This window comes from Paenibacillus sp. 11B, assembly GCF_030487755.1.
Lineage (GTDB): Bacteria > Bacillota > Bacilli > Paenibacillales > Paenibacillaceae > Paenibacillus > Paenibacillus vandeheii.
Map to the genome: position 1 here is coordinate 135,298 of NZ_JAUKNS010000006.1, position 19,793 is coordinate 155,090.

Annotated in this window: 16 protein-coding genes; 2 read left to right on the forward strand and 14 right to left on the reverse strand. The window is 45.5% G+C overall.

The window, feature by feature from the left end:
* Positions 1–162: 162 nt before the first annotated feature.
* From Q0V21_RS24655 to Q0V21_RS24720, 14 genes are all read right to left on the reverse strand, one after another.
* Entirely contained in the window at positions 163–351 is a 189-nt protein-coding gene (locus tag Q0V21_RS24655; RefSeq protein ID WP_024629467.1) for a hypothetical protein, read from the reverse strand.
* Positions 352–452: 101 nt separating this feature from the next.
* A complete protein-coding gene (locus tag Q0V21_RS24660; RefSeq protein ID WP_301881030.1) occupies positions 453–3,239 on the reverse strand; it encodes a glycoside hydrolase family 3 C-terminal domain-containing protein in 2,787 nt (928 codons plus the stop codon).
* 220 nt (positions 3,240–3,459) lie between these two features.
* On the reverse strand, positions 3,460–4,548 hold the full coding sequence (locus Q0V21_RS24665; protein ID WP_301881031.1) for a low temperature requirement protein A: 1,089 nt from the start codon (positions 4,546–4,548) through the stop codon (positions 3,460–3,462).
* A 112-nt stretch (positions 4,549–4,660) separates the two neighbouring features.
* Positions 4,661–5,623, reverse strand: coding sequence for a ring-cleaving dioxygenase (locus tag Q0V21_RS24670; RefSeq protein ID WP_079344902.1), 963 nt, complete (start codon positions 5,621–5,623; stop codon positions 4,661–4,663).
* A 114-nt stretch (positions 5,624–5,737) separates the two neighbouring features.
* Positions 5,738–5,980: a DUF896 domain-containing protein gene (locus tag Q0V21_RS24675; RefSeq protein WP_301881196.1), complete on the reverse strand. Its 243-nt coding sequence runs from the start codon at positions 5,978–5,980 to the stop codon at positions 5,738–5,740.
* A gap of 216 nt (positions 5,981–6,196) precedes the next feature.
* Positions 6,197–7,228, reverse strand: a complete 1,032-nt coding sequence (locus tag Q0V21_RS24680) for an SPFH domain-containing protein (protein ID WP_079344904.1) — start codon at positions 7,226–7,228, stop codon at positions 6,197–6,199.
* Between the two features lie 39 nt (positions 7,229–7,267).
* Positions 7,268–8,044, reverse strand: coding sequence for a TPM domain-containing protein (locus tag Q0V21_RS24685; RefSeq protein WP_443146325.1), 777 nt, complete (start codon positions 8,042–8,044; stop codon positions 7,268–7,270).
* Positions 8,045–8,067: 23 nt separating this feature from the next.
* Positions 8,068–9,099, reverse strand: coding sequence for a TFIIB-type zinc ribbon-containing protein (locus Q0V21_RS24690; protein WP_079344906.1), 1,032 nt, complete (start codon positions 9,097–9,099; stop codon positions 8,068–8,070).
* A gap of 48 nt (positions 9,100–9,147) precedes the next feature.
* Positions 9,148–9,852 (reverse strand): PspA/IM30 family protein, encoded by a 705-nt coding sequence (locus Q0V21_RS24695; RefSeq protein ID WP_301881033.1) that lies wholly within the window; start codon positions 9,850–9,852, stop codon positions 9,148–9,150.
* A 192-nt stretch (positions 9,853–10,044) separates the two neighbouring features.
* On the reverse strand, positions 10,045–10,845 hold the full coding sequence (locus Q0V21_RS24700) for a carbohydrate ABC transporter permease (protein ID WP_301881034.1): 801 nt from the start codon (positions 10,843–10,845) through the stop codon (positions 10,045–10,047).
* Positions 10,846–10,917: 72 nt separating this feature from the next.
* Complete coding sequence (locus Q0V21_RS24705) at positions 10,918–11,787, reverse strand: carbohydrate ABC transporter permease (protein WP_079344910.1); 870 nt, start codon at positions 11,785–11,787, stop codon at positions 10,918–10,920.
* A 70-nt stretch (positions 11,788–11,857) separates the two neighbouring features.
* On the reverse strand, positions 11,858–13,171 hold the full coding sequence (locus Q0V21_RS24710) for an extracellular solute-binding protein (RefSeq protein ID WP_301881035.1): 1,314 nt from the start codon (positions 13,169–13,171) through the stop codon (positions 11,858–11,860).
* A gap of 111 nt (positions 13,172–13,282) precedes the next feature.
* Positions 13,283–14,869: a response regulator gene (locus tag Q0V21_RS24715; RefSeq protein WP_301881036.1), complete on the reverse strand. Its 1,587-nt coding sequence runs from the start codon at positions 14,867–14,869 to the stop codon at positions 13,283–13,285.
* Positions 14,857–16,686 carry a cache domain-containing sensor histidine kinase gene (locus Q0V21_RS24720; RefSeq protein ID WP_301881038.1) on the reverse strand — a complete coding sequence of 610 codons (1,830 nt, stop codon included), beginning with the start codon at positions 16,684–16,686 and terminating at the stop codon, positions 14,857–14,859. Before Q0V21_RS24720 ends, Q0V21_RS24715 begins: the two co-directional genes overlap by 13 nt.
* A gap of 204 nt (positions 16,687–16,890) precedes the next feature.
* Here Q0V21_RS24720 and Q0V21_RS24725 point away from each other — a divergent pair, with 204 nt between their 5' ends.
* The gene (locus Q0V21_RS24725; protein ID WP_301881039.1) at positions 16,891–18,600 is read left to right on the forward strand and encodes a sigma-54-dependent transcriptional regulator; all 1,710 of its coding nucleotides are present in this window, start codon (positions 16,891–16,893) and stop codon (positions 18,598–18,600) included.
* A 165-nt stretch (positions 18,601–18,765) separates the two neighbouring features.
* The gene (locus Q0V21_RS24730) at positions 18,766–19,752 is read left to right on the forward strand and encodes a 2-keto-3-deoxygluconate permease (protein ID WP_024629477.1); all 987 of its coding nucleotides are present in this window, start codon (positions 18,766–18,768) and stop codon (positions 19,750–19,752) included.
* Positions 19,753–19,793 lie beyond the last annotated feature (41 nt).

Below are 19,793 nucleotides of genomic sequence, written 5' to 3' on the forward strand. Positions count from 1 at the left end.
TGATGGGTGAGCCATTGGAATGGATCACTTGTTATTTTTGTTATCATAATAATGTTATTGTTTTATTCATAAACAGTCTAAGACGTTATGAATGAAACGTCAATACACAAAAAAGACACCCTACGGGTGCCTCTCTCTTGATCCATATCGAATATTATATGTTCATTTTCGCTTTGCCTTTGTCATTCGGTTAAACATAATCAGTGCAGCAATCAACATGGCAACAATTGCGATATTACTTGCTGCATCATGCGACATGCCGAACAGAACGCCCAGGTTGGTAACCAGGCCTCTGACAATTAGCGCAACCGCAATCAGTAGAATGGGGCTCCAAAAATTATATCTTCTCATCCTTCGCAACACTCCTGACCAGATTGTTCAGAAATTCCGGATCTCATAACACAATCATAACAGTCGTCATGTTCAGTTACAACAGATCAGACGATCCTGTGTTACACTTGTTTGAATTCGATCCAGTCGATCTGCAGACCCGGTTTGGTGAAGTCCAGCTTCAATTCGTATACGCCTGCTTCCAACTCCACTTTGACAAGTTTCTGTCTGATCCATTTACCCTCAGTACCGTTGGTTTGAATGGTCGTCATCAATTGATCATTGAGAATGACATTACATGCGCTTTGAGCCAGTTCCGGCTCAGGAGACATGATCTGTACAATAATCCGGTATTGACCTGATTCATCCACTTTCATGTAGACAGATTCGCCCACAGCTGGTTTGACCTGTGCATTGTCAGCCAGTACTTGTGCCTGTTCTGTGGAAAGTGATGCATTCGCTTGGAATGAAGCGACATTCTCTACAATCTCATGTTTTCTGGAGAAGACAGGTGCATTCATGATAAATTCACAAATATTCATGGCGGAGCGCTGAAGCTCTCCGCGTGTCAACGTCCCATTTTCCAGAGATTCGATTGTGTTGTCATCCCAGCCGTTAATTTCCGCACCATAGTTAGGTACAACCATGTACAGATCGTTTTGCGCGCGAACCATCCAATTGGTGTTTTTCCGATCTGCTGGTCCACCATCAACACCGTCGTTCATAATAGCCCACCAGTCAGTCATCACGATACCTTGGAAGCCCCACTCTCCACGAAGAATGGTCGTGTTCAGATCGTAGTTGGAGGCCGCCCAATGTCCATTAATCGGATTGTAGGAAGTCATGATCGAATTCGCACCGCCTTCTTTCACGGCAATTTCGAACCCTTTCAGATAGATCTCACGCAAAGCGCGTTCGGATACTACGGCATCCACTTTACTGCGATGTTTCTCCTGATTGTTGCAGGCGAAATGTTTCAGCGTAGCATTAGAGCCACCCTTCATGATTCCTTTCGTGCAAGCAGCAGCAAATACACCAGAAATTAGCGGATCTTCTGAAAAATACTCAAAGTTACGTCCATTCATCGGACTCCGGCGAATATTCAATCCAGGCCCGAGCAGTGCATCCACCTGATTTCTCAGCAATTCCTGGCCTTCCATCACATACAGCTCTTCGACGAGTTCTGCATTCCATGTTGCTGCCAGCAAAGTTCCAATAGAAACCTGTGTAGCTTTCTCCCCGCTATCCATACGAATACCGGATGGGCCATCTGCAGTACATGCAACAGGGATTCCGTAATTAAACAGACTGTCACTCACGCCGCCAAATGCGGAAGCTGTGCCCGATGTAACGAGTGGGCTGCTCATACCTTCGCCTCGCACGATGGCTGCCAGATCCTGATCACTCAGTTGGGCAATAAAAGCTTCCAGGCTGACTTTGCCATCCTTCACATCTCTCAGCTTGTAGCCCTGATTGCTGGTTTGCTTCAGCGTTGGCGGCAGGCTTTGTTCAATCCGTTCAGCCATGGATATCTGGCGCGTTGGTACATCTGCAAAGATCAGCTCGTAAGACCCATCTTCTTTGCGAATACCTGGCTTCATTCTCGTAAAACTTTCAGTCGGTGCCATGGCCTCCTGAAGCTGTTCTACGAGTTGAATCGTTTCTACGACGTACCCATCTTGGCCATCAATGCTGACGTGTTCCACATTTTTGACACTGGTTCCCACGTACAAACGATATGTTCCTGCCTCAAGTACATATGCCGATGCATGTCCTGTTACGCCAGCATCATCATAAGAAGCCATGGAATCTACAGGGAAGCTCACAGTCAGGCGCTGAGACTCACCCGGCTGAAGCAGATTGGTTTTGCCGAATGCTACCAGGGCTTTCGCAGGTTTCCCCAATTGACCTTGTGGGGCTTCATAATAGATCTGCACCACTTCTTTACCAGAATAGGTTGTGCCCGTATTGGTTACGGTTACATTCACCTTAATGCTGTTTTCTCCATCTTGGGAGATCCATTTTGCGTCTTCAGCCTTGGTTGTGAACGTGGTATAGGACAAGCCATATCCGAATTCAAATTGTACTTTTTCAGGTCGAAACGTTTCGAAATAACGGTAGCCTACGTAGATATCTTCCTGATATAGGTTCTTGAACTCGTTGCCGTAATTGCTTGTTGATGGATAATCTTCGATAGAATATGCGATCGTATCCGTTAATTTCCCGCTTGGTGTAACGTCCCCTGCCAGCACATCAGCTATCGCATTACCACCCTCCATACCGCCATGCCACGAGTAAATGACACTTTGGATCGGATGAACGTAACTTTCATCATTCAACCAGCTCATGTCCATGATGTTCGAGACATTTAGTACCACGATCGTTTGTTCAAAATGATTCGTGACCTGCTTTAGCATCGCTTTCTCATCTTCCGTCAACCGATAGCTGCCTGGTGCATCCACGTTATCCTGATCTTCGCCTGCTGTACGTCCAATGACCACAATTGCTTTGCTGGATTTACTTCTGGCTTGGGATACCAATTCATCGGTCAAAGGCATTTCCTGCTGATTCCAAGGCTCTGCCGCCCATACTTTTCCACCATCATCGAACGGGTTTTCCTCAATCCATTTTCCATAGACAGCTGCCAATTCTTCATTGACCGTAAGACCTTTTTTGCTACGCAGACCGTCGAGCAAATTGGTTGTATACGCCACATGAACGCTGCCGCCCGACCCTGTTCCACTGCGATAATAGTTGACTTGAATCCGTCCAAACACTGAAACGTTTTCGTCTTTTTGAATCGGAAGAGCTTGTCCTTCGTTTTTCAAAAGCACTGCGCCTTCCGCAGCAACCGTACGGCTAAACTCTGCAAACCCTTCCAATGGAACTCCGATTTGATGTGTGCTCAATGATTTCCCTCCTGATTGTCATCTCCATCTCCACGAATCGCTATGTATATTCGTTAATCTGGTAGATTCACTTGTATCTAGTCTCATATTAACAGATTCTATAGTAGAAAATAAATCAGGTTAAACGTTTTTTCTCACAGTAGGCCTGATTTTGTAATTATCCAACTTAAAAAGCCACGAACGTAACCGTTCGTGACTTTTATTCTTGTCGACCCACGCATCAGGTCGTTAATTTGGCATAGACAAGGAAGAACACCATATTCTCTCCCACAATTGCATAGTTAGGTACCTGATAAACCAGATCAACAGCGATAAACGCAGCCATTATTCCCAGCATAAGCACCAAGTGACGCGGACGGAGCCGCAGATGAGCATGTCTGTATCGGTGGAACACCAAGGAAGTTGACATAAAATACAACAGAACCGAACCGAATACAAAAGCCAACATGAAACCGTAATTGAGTTTATCCAGATACAAAAGTTGAATGGAAGCGGCGATCATGCTCATGGATATATAGATGAACAGATGGCCATAGATAATGGCTTGCCCGGCGGTCTGAATCTCCTTACTGACTTTCTTCTCAACGTTATCAAAATACTGCCACCACATCGCAATCACGAATATGGATGTAAACGCGGCGAACAAAACAGATTGTACATCCCAGTGATCCATTTGCAGCACGGCAATGATACTGACGACCGATTCACCGAGCAGGATGAGTGTAAACAGAGCGAAACGTTCCAATAAATGATGGGTGTGTATCGGCACCTTCACCAGATTTTTGCGTCCAATCAGTGGAAGGATGATATCCACAGCAATTCCCACGTACAAAATCGCATATCGCAGCCATGAATCGAAGAACAGGGAACCTGTTGAGATCAATATGCCGATGATGAAGCATAAGCCCAGATAACGGGCAGCCTTTTGCTGATGTTCGCTTTTGGAATTATGAATCAACAAATATTGAATGGCTGTCAGTGCCCTCGAACCAATATAACCCGCAAAGAAGGGCAGATAATACTGGTCAAAATCAACCGAAAGGCTCGCCGTCATCACCAGAACGGAAAGGAGCTGAAGGATGAGAAATACGCGATGGATGAAGATATCCTGACCGTAACGGTTAATAAATAGAGTCTGACCGACCCATGCCCACCAGACAGGAATGAAAATCAATACGAATTTCATCAGATATTCAAACGAAATCACGCCGTGTTCGGCATGCAGCAGGACATGACCTGCTTTGGAGACCGCTGCTACAAAGAGCAAATCATAGAACAGCTCCAGCCAGGTAACCTTTTTCTCCATCATCCTTCAATGCTCCTTTAGTTGAACTTATATCAAAGTGATTAATTCTCTACAACTCGATCAATTGATTTACACAGGTTACTTCACAGTCAGGACTACTTAATGCTCAATGGGATCAACGCTCCACTACAGATGGCACAGGTTCCAGGTTTCTTACTTGAATGGGCTGCAAATTGCCTTCGATTTGGGCACGGTATGGCTCAAACCATTCGGGCAGCATGAGTTTCTGTCCAAGCGACTCCGCAGGCTCATCTTTCGCGAATCCAGGAGGATCGGTAGCAATTTCGAACAGGATTCCGCCAGCTTCTCTGAAATAGATTGCGTTAAAATATTGACGGTCCCGAACCGGGGTTGGTTGATAGCCATACTGTTGCACAGCTTCTCTCCACTGTTCATGCTCTGCAAAATCTTTGGCACGCCACGCAATATGATGGACCGTACCTGCTCCACCCATACCCAGAGGCATCCGAGTGACAGGAACATCAACGACATTACCGATATCACCGTTGGACCGGAAACGTACATATTCCTCGTCCTCATTCACTTTGGTGAATCCCAGTATTTTAGTCAGCGCATCCATCGTTCTCTGCGGATTGACGCTGAACAGTACTGCACCTCCAAATCCTTTGATGGCTTTATCCGCTGGAATGCCTTCATGCACCCAGGTGCTGGCTGCACCCTCCTCACGTTCAACAAGCTCAAGACGCAAGCCTTCGCTGTCTTCGAATTGCAGCAGCTCTTCGTTAAACCGATTTGTTTTGGTTACCTCAATGTTATACTGCTCCAGCCGATCCTGCCAGAAGCCAATAGTCCCAGACGGGATCACATATGAGGTAATACCGACCTGACCGCCACCAATTTTGCCTCGCGGTGATCCCGCTGATGGAAAGAATGTAATGATGGTGCCCGGACTGCCTTTCTCATCTCCAAAGTACAGATGGTACACGTCTGGTGCATCGAAGTTGATCGTTTTTTTCACAAGACGAAGTCCCAGAACTCCAGCATAAAAGTCGACATTGGTCTGCGGATCGCCCGCGAAAGCTGTAATATGGTGAATACCTGCTGTTTGAATTGTCATTATCATTTCCTCCTTGGTTTAACGAACATTTTGAATGGGAATGGTTATTTGATGATAGTCTGATATGCGCTTTATTATAATTATGTTCATTTATATTATCTTTAAATTAAGATATTAGATCGAACTGAGTCTGTTATTATTTTGTTGGGTTTGTTTCTGTTTCAGTTTATCCGGAGTAACGTCGTCGCCGTTCGGATCATAGATGGTTGCATTCAGCAGAATATCATTGATCGAACCACGAAAGGTTTGCAGATATTCCTGACGCAGACGAGTTTGTTCCACTTTCTCCATCTCCGTTAATCCTGCACCTTTGGCTTTTCTTGAAAGTTCATTAATTCTGGTCAATGTTGGGATCATCATCTGGATCTCTCCTCCTAAAGTGTATTTAAGATATTTGTAATCGGTTAGTCTTAGATGTAATTTATATTCAAATTAAATATCTTAATTTAAAGATAAATGATTTGCTATGAATTGTCAACTGTTTTATTCCGTTTAAAATAGAATGAAAAAAAGGGCCTACTCCACAGTATGCACCTTGCATCTTTGAGTAAGCCCTTCTTATATTTAGATGTATTAACCCAACTTCTGACCACAGTTTGGACAGAAATTGGCCCCTTCATTCTTTGCGCCACAGTTCGGACAGAAGTTCGGCTTTTTGTTATCCCCGGACGAAGAAGATGCACCTGCATCGCTGTTTTGATTTGCCGTAGACTTTTGATCCGAATTCTGATTCTGAGATGGGTTAGCATTATTGTTTTGATTCTGATTCATGTTCTTCATCATTTCATTCGCCATGTTCATGCCCATCATCATGCCCGCCATATCCGAAGCAGCGCCGCCACCCTTAACTTTACCGGATGAGATGCCGTCAGTCATGCTAACCTGCTGATACTTTTGTAAATTACCGATCATTTCATGTGAAGCCGTCTTCGTAATCATATCCTGGATTTCCTGCGGATAATTGAAGCTCATCACTTGGAAGCCTGTGATTCCGATCCCGATATCCATCATTTGCATATCCAGATCTTCCTGAATGCCTTTCGCAATATCTGAAGCATTCGCCTGCAGGTTGAACATGTCCTTGCCCTCACGACTAATCCACTTCATCAACAGCTGATCCAACACAGACGTAATTCGAATTTTGACATCCTCGACCAGATAACTTTGCTTAATACCCGCGATTTTATCGATCAGTGTGACATAGTCGCTTACTTTGAAATTAAACGTACCATTCGCACGAATCGGCATCCCGCCTGGAAGTTGAGGAGTCGGAATCAATACCGGACTTTGCGTACCCCACCGAACCGTAAACTCCTTCGTATTTACAAACAGCACCTCAACCCGCATGCCGCTGTTAAATCCGAATTTGAATCCTTTTAAGGTAGACAGAAACGGAATAATTTCGGAATCGATATTAAACGATCCTTCGTCCTCGAAAATCCCTTCCACCTTACCGTTATTCAGGAAGATCGCATCCTGTCCCGAACGGATAATCAGTTTACTTCCTTTCTTGATCTCACGGTTACTCCACTTCCAGAAAATCATATCATCTCTGAACTCTTCCCATTCCACCACATTCGAAAATTGATTTTTGAAAAATCCCATACTTGTTCCCATCCCTTCTATTTGGACATTCCCCTTATTCTAGAAAGATCTGCTGCTTCCGCTATGCGAATGACCACCTCGGCTGGTACCTCCGCCTCCACCGCCTCCGCCACCGTTGTTATTGTTTTTCTCGATTTTGCGTTTGGTTACGGTGGTACGGATATAGCGATCCTGACGATCAATTACACTGGAATTACTTGAATCTTCATAAGTAGCACGATTAACTGTAACTCGCCCACCGGAACGATAGGCCATTACCCCAACAGCAATGCCTCCAATGGCTACTGACGCAATGAGTTGGAACCAAATATTGAAGAGGATATTATCTGGATTCACTCCCGGCTTAATTCCCATATATTCGTAGGACAGCTTGATATACTTTTCAAAAGCCAGTTTATAATTCCCCTCCGTCACATCTGGTGCAATCTTGGCTGTAATTTTATCGGCTCTGCCGTTGTCGATATACTCTTCCCCTTTATAAAAGCCAGCCAAATACATCTTCCGGTTATACATGTCAATTGTCAAAATAACTGCATTGCCATGAGCCTTATCGTAACCAAGTCCCTGATCGTCGTAGAAATCCTCGGTCAGCAACTTTTCACTCTTCTGCTGCTCATTATTTGAAGTATAAATAACGAAGTCCGTCTGCCTTTGGGCTCCATACTCATTCGCCAGTGCATTCAGTTCACTTTTCTCCTGCTCATTCAACAGATTAGCTTCATCGTATACCAGGTTTTTGCTGTCGGCTGCCGATGCCACTGACATTGGAATCAATGGAGAAACGAGAGTAATCACCAATAAAATGAGCGTCGCCATCCATGCCAGATGTTTTCTTTTTCTCACAGGAATCCACCTCCCATCATCCAGGAGACCAGTTTCAATGACAACAAAGAAACGGCTGAAATTCCTGCGAACCATCCGGCAACTTTAGCTTTACTAATGGGCGGTTTTCCCACCACTTTACCTGTCTGACCATTCATGGCGAAAGTATACTGCGAACGGTTGTAGTCATAATAAACCATCCATACCGGGAGCAGCACATAGTCTGCATTTTTTAACGTGGTATCAATCTGTTTGTCCGTGTAGCTGACACTGCTATAGCCCGAAACCGTTGAAGCAATATAGGAATCGATATAAGAGCTCGTTTTTTCCTTGGCACGCGGGTATAGTTCCTCATCGGTATAACTATATTTTTCAGCAATATACCCGGCGAGATACGGGGTTTTGAAAAGCTTTAACTGGTTATACGGAAAAGGCTCCAGCTTATCCATCAGTTCATCTTTCATTTTTTCCGAAGCGTCAATGGGCAGATTCACATAATTAAGCCGGATTCTCCGGTAAATATCGAAATGCTGCGTTTCCGTGTAATGGTAGTCACCCTGCGTGTAAGTCCTGATTTTTGTGCCACGGCCATGAACTTCGATTTTGTTATGTAACTCATATAACCAGAAAGGCACGTATATCCCGGTAATGCTCTTGACCCGGTCAGCTGTCATGAATCCGCTAGGTGTCAGCAAGCCGTTTCTGCACCACTTTTTGAACGCCTGCTTGGCCTCATCCTTACTGATTGAAAAGGGAATGACCATTGCCGGTGCCAGATCTCCCGTCAGTCGATCACTCAGAACAACGGCAGCTCCACAGAAGCTGCATGTCGTAGCACTTGTCTCCGGCTCAGTCACAATATCCGCGCCGCAGCTGTTACAGTGATACTCCTTGACCTCATTCTCCGTGAACACTTGTTTCTTCAGCGGATCGGGGAGCTGTTCGATATTATCCTGTCGTCCGCAGCTGGGGCAGGATAATGCTCCAGTTGCACTATCAAAAAGCATTCCACTGCCGCAGTTGGGACATTTGTATTCGATTACCGGCATTTGCTCACCTCAATGTTTAACGAAATGTATGACACTATATATATGTCTTTATTTATCTTCCAATTTCTTCTGTATTGCTGCAAGCTCTTCCTCTGGACTCGGCGTCACCTGTGCATTATTACCCGCTTCGGCATTCATTTGTTGCTCCAATTGCGCAATTAACACATCCAGATCATCTTCCTGTGCCTCAGCACGCAGTTCAGCCAAAGCCTCAGCTTCGTTAAGCGCCTGATTCGCTTTGTCTTCCATAGCCTTGAAAGCAGCGTTCGCTTTGGAAGCCGAGGCGTTCCGTTCATTGGCCTGTTGTTGCGCTTGGGCAGCCGCCATCCTGCCCTTCAGCTCTGCATGCCGTGATTCCAATTGTCTCATATCCGCAACCAGCTTCTCATGCATATGCTTCATCATTTTGGCTTTGGCAGAAGCCCGGTCATAGGCAGCTTGTAATTCATTCCGTTTCTCAGCCTGCTCTGCCTTCTTTTCGAGAAAACTACGTGCTTTGTCTTCATCACCGGACTCCGCAGATTTTTCTGCATATCGCTGTAGTTTCTTAATCTCTGCGGTGCATTCGTCCAAAGCCCTCTTCGCCCTGTTCTCATCCGAGAGAACCGCAGCAGTCTCTGCCTTCACCTGACCCAGATCACTGCTCAAGCTCCGCATATATTCATTCACGGTCTTCTCCGGATCTTGCGCCCGAGCCAGCATATGGTTAACATTCGCTTTCATCACGTCCCTAAACCTCGATAAGATTCCCACAACAAGTTCCTCCTTCGATCAGTTCATATGTACTATAATACATGATTATGTGGTTGAAGGTTTCAATATTGAGAGCATGCATCGTTCCAGACCCAAACAGCAAAAGGCCGTCCTCGTCATAAATGACATGGGACAGCCCGCTTCAACGCAAATTAGAAATCCTCATGCCATCCTTGGCTTTTTATCTCCTTCTTAGCCCTTGATCGCGCCCGCGATCATGCTCTTCTGCACCTGTTTGTTCAGAAGTAAATAAATAATAAGGGTTGGCAAAGTGGTTATCATGAGTCCCGCTCCGATAATCCCCCACTGCGTAATGTACGTCCCCACCATGGACATCATACCCACCGTGAGCGTCTGATACGCCTCATTATTAATAAACGTGACTGCAAACATCAACTCGTTCCAGCAGGCGAGAAAGGTAAAGATGGCAACCGTAGACACCGCAGGACGAACAAGTGGCATAATAATGGAGAAAAATGTTTTGTATACTCCACAGCCATCGATAACCGCTGCTTCTTCCAGTTCGCGAGGAACCCCCTTAAAAAAGCTGCCCAAAATAAACACAGCCATCGGAATGCCAAACGCAACATAAGGAATGATGAGCGACCAATACGTATTCAGTAATCCTACATTTTTCAATATAATAAACAAAGGCAGCAACGTCGCATGGATGGGAACCATAATACCCAGAAGGATCAGGGTCATCGTGAGCCCGCTCCATTTCCAGTTCATCCTCGTAATCGCGTATCCCGTCATAGAGGCGAGAATTAATACAAGAATAATGGAGATGATCGTCACCAACACGCTGTTAAAAAAATAACTCAACACATGTCCGTCCGATAACGCCCGGCTGTAGTTGCTCCACAGAAATGTTTTGGGAAAAGCTGCAACATCACCGCTGAATATCTCGCTATTATCTTTGAGGGAGAAGAAAGCAAGCCAGACGAGTGGATACATCTGGATGACGGCCACGATCATCAAAAACAGATGCAACAGGATTTTTCCCCACGGTTTTGGTTTCGGGGACGACAGTACCACTTCAACCGTACTCAGTGTTCTCACCCCCTACTCGGTTTTGAACCATTTATTGATAATTACAGTGCAGATCAGACATTCCAGAATGATAAAGACAGATATTGCACTTCCATAGCCATACCTGTACATTCCAAAAATCGTCGTATACATCAACGTGCTTGGCACTTCGGTCGTAAACAGCGGCCCCCCGCCCGTCAGTACATAGATCAGATCGAACACTTTAAAGGCCCCAATGACCGAAAAAATAAGACATACTTTGAGTATGGGCCTCATCAGCGGAATCGTAATCGAACATGCGGTTCGCAGGCGGGAAGCACCATCCATTTTGGCCGCCTCCACAATATCCTGCGAAATGGACTTCGCGCCTGCGTACATCAGCAGCATGTGATAACCGACATACTGCCACAGAGTTGGCACAAAGGAGGCCGTAAGGGCCGTGTCCTTCTGTCCAAGCCAGTCCTGGGCCAGATGAGACAGCCCTATACTCTCCAGCAAAGCATTCAGAAGTCCATAGTCGGCGTTATAGATTTTGGACCATAACTGTGCAATGACAACGGTTGAGATCAGAACAGGTATAAAGTAGACCGTACGATAAAACCCTTCTCCCTTTACATTTGAAGCCAGTACAAGCGCTAACACCAGCGAGATCGGCAGCTGGATGAACACCGATGCCCCCGCGAACAGCAGCGAATTTTTAATCGAATTCAATACTCGTGGGTCTTTAAACATTTCAACATAATTATCCAGTCCGACAAACACACCTTTGCCAATGCCGTTCCAATCCAGCAGACTATAATAACCGGAGACAAAAATCGGAATGAGTACAATACCGCAGAAGAGTATAAGTGTTGGCAAAACAAATATCGCAATCGTCGTTTTATTGGAAAATACCGCGTTCATGATCATCCTCCTCTCCAAGTTGCAGTCAGGGTGCAGCCCTGACTGCAATCTTGTTTTGGGTTTCCATGGATTAGAGACTTAATTCCGTTGGTTTCAGCTGTGCCATCTGTTCACAGAATTCTTCGGGAGTCACATCTCCCGCCAATAGCTGTGCAATCAGGTTTTTATGCGCCTCTGCCGATTCCGCGGGTAAAATGTTGTCCCACCAGGCAATGAATGAAGTCGCCGTTTTCATGATTTCCGCACTGGATTGATCGAGCGTGGATAATCCCGATGTATCCAGATCGTCCGTGTTCCAGCTAGGGAGCCCTGCCCCTGCCAGATAGCCTTGCGTGCCCAACTGCTCACTCAAATACTGGAGAAACTCAACCGCTTCTTGGGGATGCTCGGTGTTTTTGCTAATGTAGAAGCCATCCACCGCTCCACCGAAAATCTCTGTACTCGTTCCTTTTCCATCTTCAAATACAGGAAAAGGAATGACCTGAACGTTGCCATTGGTTGCCGAGGATGGATCTTCAATACCCGCATTGACCCAGTTGGCCTGGAACATCATTGCTCCATTCCCTGCATTGAACGCACCTAACATTTCATCATAACCCATGCTGAACATGCTGCTGTTAAATGCCCCGACTTTGGCCAGTTCCTGCATCTTCGCAGCCGCCGCAATAAAATCGGGGGAATTCCATTTTGCAGGGTCCTTGAACGCTTCAATGACCGCTTCATTCCCTGCCTGCCGCATCGCAATGATGTCATACCAGTACATGCCTGGCCAGCGATCCTTTTCGCCCATGAGAGCCGGGGTGATACCGGCAGCTTTCAATTTTTCTATTGCATCAAGCAGTTCCGTATAGGTTGTCGGCAGTTTGGCTCCCGCCTGCTCGAACAGCTTCGTATTCACATAAAGATTAGCAATATGGGTGTACACCGGAAGGGTGTAGATTTTCCCGTCCTTTTCAATCGCCTCTGCCATGCCTGGAGCCATTCTTTTTTTGAGATCATCAGTAATGTACTTGGTTATTTCCAACACATTCCCGGATTGGATATAAGGCTCCATAAAACTTCCTCCACCCATACCATAAAACAGATCAGGCGCCTCGCCTGCGGCAATGGATGTCTTGATTTTCGTTTTATATTGTTCCCCGGTTGTGCCTGTCCGTACAATCTGGATGTCGGGATGTTCGTTGTTCCATTTCTCGATGATTTGCGGCAATAATTTGGCCGACGGATCAGTATTGCCTACGGACTGATCCCACAGCTTCAAGGATACGCTTCCACTTCCACCTGAGCCTGTCCCCTCCGTTGACCCGGATGAACATGCGGCCAAGCTGCCTGCAATACCCAACGCCATTACCATAGCCAGCGATTTTCTTAATAGCGCTTTCATCTTGTGACCTCCCTAATCGTTTTGTTCTACTCGTATTATTTTAGGGAACCCTCTCCGGTATCACCATTTAGAAAACGCACAATCGCTTTTAAAATTCCAACATCTTTCAGATTATGATTTGCGTTGTCTGTATTCATTCATGGATCTGCCCACGCTTTTTTTGAATAAAACACTGAAATATTGCGGGTCTGTGATGCCAACCTGCTCCCCAATCTCATACCCCTTCAATTGAGTCTGCTTCAACAGTAACTCTGCCCTTTTCATGCGTAAATTCGTAAGGTACTCCACAAAGGTTTTCCCTGTCTCCTTCTTCATCAACCTTCCCAAATGACCCGGACTGACAAAGAAGGCCTCGGCGGTACTCGCCAGACCTACATCAGGATCACTCATCCGATCTTCCAGATACTCTTTTACCTGACTAATCAGGTTGTCTTCCTTGATCTGGTTTTTGGAATGCACCATTTCGGTAACATCTCGGATGTAACGTTCCAACAATATATATAATTCCGGGAGATGATCCGCAGTAAGAATGGAAACCAGTGTTTCTTTGTTAAGGACCTGCTCATTTTCCATCTGCTGTTCCATGACTGCTCGCTGACATTCGGTAATTACGTCCATTGCCGCGAGGCGGAACTGTGACACACTTGAAAAGGACACGTTAAAAATATGATTCAGCATTTCAACAGCACGCTCAACAGAACCGACACTGATGTAAAATTGCAATTGCTGAAGAAGGTCGGCGTTGGATCGATAGGCCTGTTCCCTGTTCTCCACGATATCCTCGAAGAAGACAACCTGATTTTTACCGACAAAGGCTTGGTAATGCAAAGCGCGACAGGCTTCCTGATATGCCTCTGGTCCCTCTGCTGCACGGCCGTGTTTGCGTCCGATACCCATGCTCACAGAGCAGGGATAAACTCTGGTTAGAAGGGGGATGAGCACTTCGCCATGCTGAATTAAATCGACAACTGAATTCAAGGCGATGAGCACAATCCGGTTGAGCGTGTCCGTCAAACGAATAACGCTTGGTTCTTTCTCATAAAATGCGTCTAGCTCGTTTCTGCATTTCATGCTCAGCAAAATCAGTTGCTCCTCCGACTCCTTGGCCGACGCCGTGGAAATTTCGATAACCGCTATCTGGATTTCATTAACCTCCAGAAGCATCGGAATACTGAAATATACCGCTTTCTCCAGGATTTCAGCCTGCGTCATGATAGCGCCATTCAACCATTGCAGCATAAATTTTTCCCTGAGATATGGAAAATTACGTTCCAAATCTGCTCTGAGTCTTCGGGTTTCCTGTTCACGCGCCCGCTCCTCTTCGAACATGATTCTGAGCTTATCCGTCACTGTAAGAAGTTCCGCAGCACGAATAGGTTTTAATATAAAATCCACAATGCCAATCTGGATGCTCTTGCGTGCATACTCAAACTCATCATGCCCTGTGACCACCACGATTTTAATAGCCGGGTACTTCTTCAGAATCACTCGGCTTAATTCAATTCCATCCATGTTAGGCATATAAATATCCGTAAAAATGATATCCGGCTTCTGCTTGTCCACTAAAACAAGGGCCTCTTGTGCATTAGAGGCTTCACCCGCGATCCTCATCCCTTGCTTCTCCCAGTCGATACGCATACGAAGCAAGTTCCGTATTAGATATTCATCGTCCACGATTAATACGTTCAATGGTTCCATGATGCATCTGCTCCCCTCGGTATTTTTATCATGATCGTCGTTCCTTTCCCAGGTTCACTATGTATTGTTATGCAGTCTTGTATGCCATAAAACATTCGCAGTCGCTCCATCGTTCCCCACAGGCCAAAGCTTCTGATCTCGCCTTTTCGTTCCGTATGGAGAATCTGGACCATCTCATCATCCGACATGCCCACCCCATCATCGGATATAGTCAGGCTCACCCCGTCTTTTGTTTTGCTCGCGTTGATCCAGATCGTTCCCTTCGTGCCTTTTGGGCGAATACCATGGTAGAGTGAATTTTCAGCCAATGGCTGCAGCACCAGCTTAGGAATAGGCAGCAGCGAACAGTCCTCATCCACCCGGAATTCAATATCAAAGGTGTCCTGATAACGCGTACTCTGAATCTTCATGTAGTTTCGAACAATCTCGACTTCTTCTCCAATCGTAATTACTTCACGACCTTTGCTGACACTCATGCGATAATATGTACCCAGCGCTTCCAAAAGTTCGCATACCTGATGATTGCGACCGGACAGAGCCAGCGAAGTGATGGAATCCAGCGTGTTATATAAGAAATGCGGTTTGATCTGAGCCTGGAGTGTATTCAGCTCAGCTCTGCGGATAGTGTTCTGCTCTTCCATGATGCGCTTCAGCATTTGGTCAATTTGTTCAATCATCTGGTTGTAGCCCATGAATAGCTGTTTGAATTCATAACTATTCAGTTCCACATTCACTTTCCTGAAATTGCCGCTCGGTGCTTTGTTCATGGAACGTAGAAGCTTATGAATAGGTTTGATGATACTGTTTGAAATGATGAACGAGCTAACAAAAAAGACTGTTCCATTAATAATTAACAGAAGCAGCGCGAGTAACACCAGTGACTTATTTCGGGTATCCACCCTGTCATATGGATTCATACTGATGAACTTCCAATGCTCCTGCCCATCCGATCTGTACGAGACCGCATATTTCTGTGATCCGTTACTCAGCGTAAGCGATCCTGAGCTTCTCTGCTTGAAATGTTGCTCCAGTTCATCTTGGTGCGCAGCAAGAATCTCCTGAAAAGTGGTATTGCTTGGGTCCACGGTGGAATTATCGACAATGATCTGATTATGCTCATCCAGAATAGCGATCTGAAACGAATCCTGGGTGATCAGATTGGCGTATGCTTGGGCAAACGATTGCCCTTTAATATTCATAACCAACACCCCGAGTGGGGAAGTATCGTCGAGATCCCGAATCATTCGAATAAAGGAGACAAACTGTTCATCCTCCGGATCTGCAGGTACAGCATCGCTGGCATGGTGTATCAGCATATATTTTCCTTTATTGCTCAAGGCCTGCTTATACCACAACGCTTCCTCAACGTTCGCTTCCAGAAATGTAGGCAATTCCTCTGTCCCAACGGTGAATCGATGCCCTGAATTATCATAAATATGTACCGAATCAATCATTGGAACCGCTTGCATAAGATTGTACAAATATGTACTAACCTTGGCCTGGGTTTGCAGGTTGGCATATACATCCCCTTGCCTTAGCAGGTCCTGCAAGTTATGATCCGAGAAAATCATTTTGGAATAGTTGTTTACATTCTCAATGATCAGCTCCACATTTGTTTGGATGGATGTAATGGTTTGCAACGACGTTTCATTAATCTTCTTCTGGGCCGAGTTCGAAGATATTTGGCTGAGTACCATATAACTGAATGCAACTGTGAGCAATATGATTACAAAATAAGCAAATGGTATTTTAAAAGCTAGTTTCTTCGGCTTGTTGTGAATAAATGATCGCAATTCATCAATCCACTTTATGATCATTGTCGTCCCCCGCTCTATATGATCTGTATTGTGCTGACCCTATGTTTCATTATAGCCGTAGCCCTGTTTATCTCAATGGACGAAATAAAAACCAGCCTGCCCATGTGACCGGCAAGAGACTGACGCGAACCAGGGATGCCATTCCTCTGCAAGTTGGCTATAATAAGGAAAGTCCTCTGGTCTGATGTACCAGAAGGAACATGAATGATTTTTATAAAAGGCAGGAAAATTATGCGTACACGAGTTCATATTATCGCTCCTTACGAATCCATGACTACTATTATAGAAGAATGCATTCCGCAATTTCCCCAGTTAGCCATTCAATATGAGGTAGGCGATTTGATGAAAGGCGCCGAATTGGCGGCCCAGGCTGAACGAAACGGGGCGGAGATTATGATTAGCCGCGGGGGAACGGCTCAGCTAATCAAGGAAGCAGTAACCATTCCCGTCATTGATGTGCAGCTGTCCGGATATGACATGATTCGTTCGTTGACGCTGGCAAGCCAGTTCAACGGCCAAACGGCTATCGTCGGCTTTGCCAATATTACTTCAGGTGCACAGTCCATTATCGATCTCATGGAACTGCCTTTAAAGGTATATACCATACACAGCTCGGAGGAAGTGGCAAGGCTGCTGCTGGAGCTGAAGGCGTCAGGATACCGTCAGATTGTTGGCGATGTCATCACCGTGAATACGGCCAAAACCTATGGAATGGAAGGTCTACTGATCCAATCCGGCAAGGAATCGATTCTTAGAGCCCTTGAAGATGCACAGTTGGTATATCGTTATTTGAGCAAAAATCATGCGGTATCGATCATCTTGAATAACCTGGTGACCAAGGAGCATCCAAATCTCATTATTTTGGACGACCAGAACGAAGTTGTATTCGAGAATTTGACTGATTTTGAGCAGAATCCGCTGACCGATAATCACATTTATCTTACTAATACCAACCTGGATTTCCACCAGTCCCAAGTTCAGAATGTGTTCATCGTGGATGATTATCAACTTACGGTGACGGCCTATGAAACGACGTTAAGTAACAAAATCTATAAAGTCTACTCCCTTGAAAAAGGACAGCCTTATGCATTTGCACAATTTGGCATAACGGCGTATACCTATATATCCATGGAACCGATTGTTGCCGAATCCCCTGCGATGCAGGCGGTATTGAAGAACATCCGCGCTCTTTACGAGAACCATGAACCTATCTATCTGCTAGGTGAAGCGGATTCGGGTAAATCTTTTCTGGTAAAACATATTCATCAGATGTATTCCAGCGGTGGGCTGATGCTCCAAATCGATCTTGCCCAGGTTCCTCCCGGTCATTTGCACAAAATCCCACTTTCCAAGGTCCGAAACGTGGAAATAAATCATTTGGGAAATGGCCCATCGGAAGAGGAACTGACCTCATTCATTCAGGCTTGTCTACAGAGGCAGATTGGGGTATTCATCCTGGGCGAACAGGGACTTCATACAAATGCAACACTGGACATCGAGCTGAATACAATCATTATGCCAAGCCTTGTGGACAGGCAAGAGGATCTTGCTCCACTGATCCAGCATTTCCTCAGCGATTATTATCAGAAGTATGGAACGGTTGCGGTCAAAATGAAAGAGGACGCGCTGCAACTAATCAGAGATCAAGTCCCGCATATGACAGTGAACCAGTTGAGGCATCTAATCAAACAGGCTGCACTGAATGAACAGGATTACGTGATCTCAGCCGAGACCTTGTCGCATCTGCTTGGTGAACAACCCTCATCGAATACGATGAAGCTAAGTGGTACGCTGAAAGAAATCGAAAAAGAGATTATTCAATTCGTTCTGCATGAGGAAAACAATAATCAATCCAAGGCGGCCGACCGCTTGGGGATTAACCGTGCCACGTTATGGCGTAAACTTAAAGAATAACTTTAGGTTTACGCTTTTTTTACGACTATGTATGTTGCATTATTAAACACTTTAATAATTAATTTAAATTTACAATAATTAAGCGTTGCTAAAACAAACAATATGGGATAACATAATCCCTGCAAACGCTTTATAAAAACGATTACTTCATAAGGAGCCACTACTATGAACATTAAAGCAACATTAGATCGTATTCCTGGCGGTATGATGGTTGTTCCCCTGTTGCTCGGCGCAACCATTAACACATTCTTTCCGAATGCTTTGCGAATCGGAGGTTTCACGGAAGCCCTGTTCGTAAACAGTTCAAGCACGTTGATTGCCCTGTTCCTGTTAATTGCCGGTACGCAAATCACGTTCAAGACGGCAGGTTCTTCGGTTGGTAAAGGCGTTACATTGCTTGTGTTCAAGTGGGCAGTTGGTGCAATATTAGGTTTGATCGCCATATTCTTTGCTGACTCCAATGGATTATTCCTTGGTTTGGCACCGCTTGCAATTATCGCCGCCATGACGAATTCCAATGGTGGACTGTACATCGCATTGGCCGGACAATACGGCAAAGAAGATGACAAGGCGGCTTATCCTTTCCTCGCGCTCAGCGATGGACCGTTCCTCACCATGGTTGCTCTTTCCATTTTCGGTGCGATGGGCTTTGCCAACGGCATGTTCTCCCCGATGTCCTTTGTAGCTGTACTGCTTCCGCTTATCGTCGGCGTTATTATCGGTAATCTGGATCGAAACTTGGCTGAATGGCTGCATAAAGGCAGTGACAAGCTCGTTCCTTTCTTCGCCTTTTCACTGGGTATGGGAATTAACTTCTCGTCGATCATTCAAGGCGGACTCAGCGGTATCTTGTTGGGTGTACTGACTGTATTGATCACTGGCGGCGTTGGATTCCTGTTGTTCAGAGCTATTGGTTGGAACCCGATCGTTGGTGCTTCTGAAGGTTCCACAGCCGGTAACGCTGTAGGTACGCCTGCTGCCATCGTGGCTGCAAACGCTTCTTTTGCCCCGATTGCCGAGATCGCTACGGTACAGATTGCTGCAAGTGTTGTGACAACTGCCATCCTGCTTCCGATATTCATCGGATTCCTCTCCAAAAGGCTTGAGAAGTCAGGCGGCGTAGAGAAATACAATCAAAGACCGTCCACATAAATGCATTAAACTTAGCTGACCGGACTTATATTTAATTTTGC

Bases quoted from the DNA above. Each gene is read 5' to 3' on its own strand.
- Q0V21_RS24655 (WP_024629467.1), bottom strand. From the start codon at position 351: ATGAGAAGATATAATTTTTGGAGCCCCATTCTACTGATTGCGGTTGCG.
- Q0V21_RS24665 (WP_301881031.1), bottom strand. From the start codon at position 4,548: ATGATGGAGAAAAAGGTTACCTGGCTGGAGCTGTTCTATGATTTGCTC.
- Q0V21_RS24670 (WP_079344902.1), bottom strand. From the start codon at position 5,623: ATGACAATTCAAACAGCAGGTATTCACCATATTACAGCTTTCGCGGGC.
- Q0V21_RS24675 (WP_301881196.1), bottom strand. From the start codon at position 5,980: ATGATCCCAACATTGACCAGAATTAATGAACTTTCAAGAAAAGCCAAA.
- Q0V21_RS24680 (WP_079344904.1), bottom strand. From the start codon at position 7,228: ATGGGATTTTTCAAAAATCAATTTTCGAATGTGGTGGAATGGGAAGAG.
- Q0V21_RS24685 (WP_443146325.1), bottom strand. From the start codon at position 8,044: ATGGCGACGCTCATTTTATTGGTGATTACTCTCGTTTCTCCATTGATT.
- Q0V21_RS24690 (WP_079344906.1), bottom strand. From the start codon at position 9,099: ATGCCGGTAATCGAATACAAATGTCCCAACTGCGGCAGTGGAATGCTT.
- Q0V21_RS24705 (WP_079344910.1), bottom strand. From the start codon at position 11,787: ATGAACGCGGTATTTTCCAATAAAACGACGATTGCGATATTTGTTTTG.
- Q0V21_RS24710 (WP_301881035.1), bottom strand. From the start codon at position 13,171: ATGAAAGCGCTATTAAGAAAATCGCTGGCTATGGTAATGGCGTTGGGT.
- Q0V21_RS24715 (WP_301881036.1), bottom strand. From the start codon at position 14,869: ATGGAACCATTGAACGTATTAATCGTGGACGATGAATATCTAATACGG.
- Q0V21_RS24720 (WP_301881038.1), bottom strand. From the start codon at position 16,686: ATGATCATAAAGTGGATTGATGAATTGCGATCATTTATTCACAACAAG.
- Q0V21_RS24725 (WP_301881039.1), top strand. From the start codon at position 16,891: ATGATTTTTATAAAAGGCAGGAAAATTATGCGTACACGAGTTCATATT.
- Q0V21_RS24730 (WP_024629477.1), top strand. From the start codon at position 18,766: ATGAACATTAAAGCAACATTAGATCGTATTCCTGGCGGTATGATGGTT.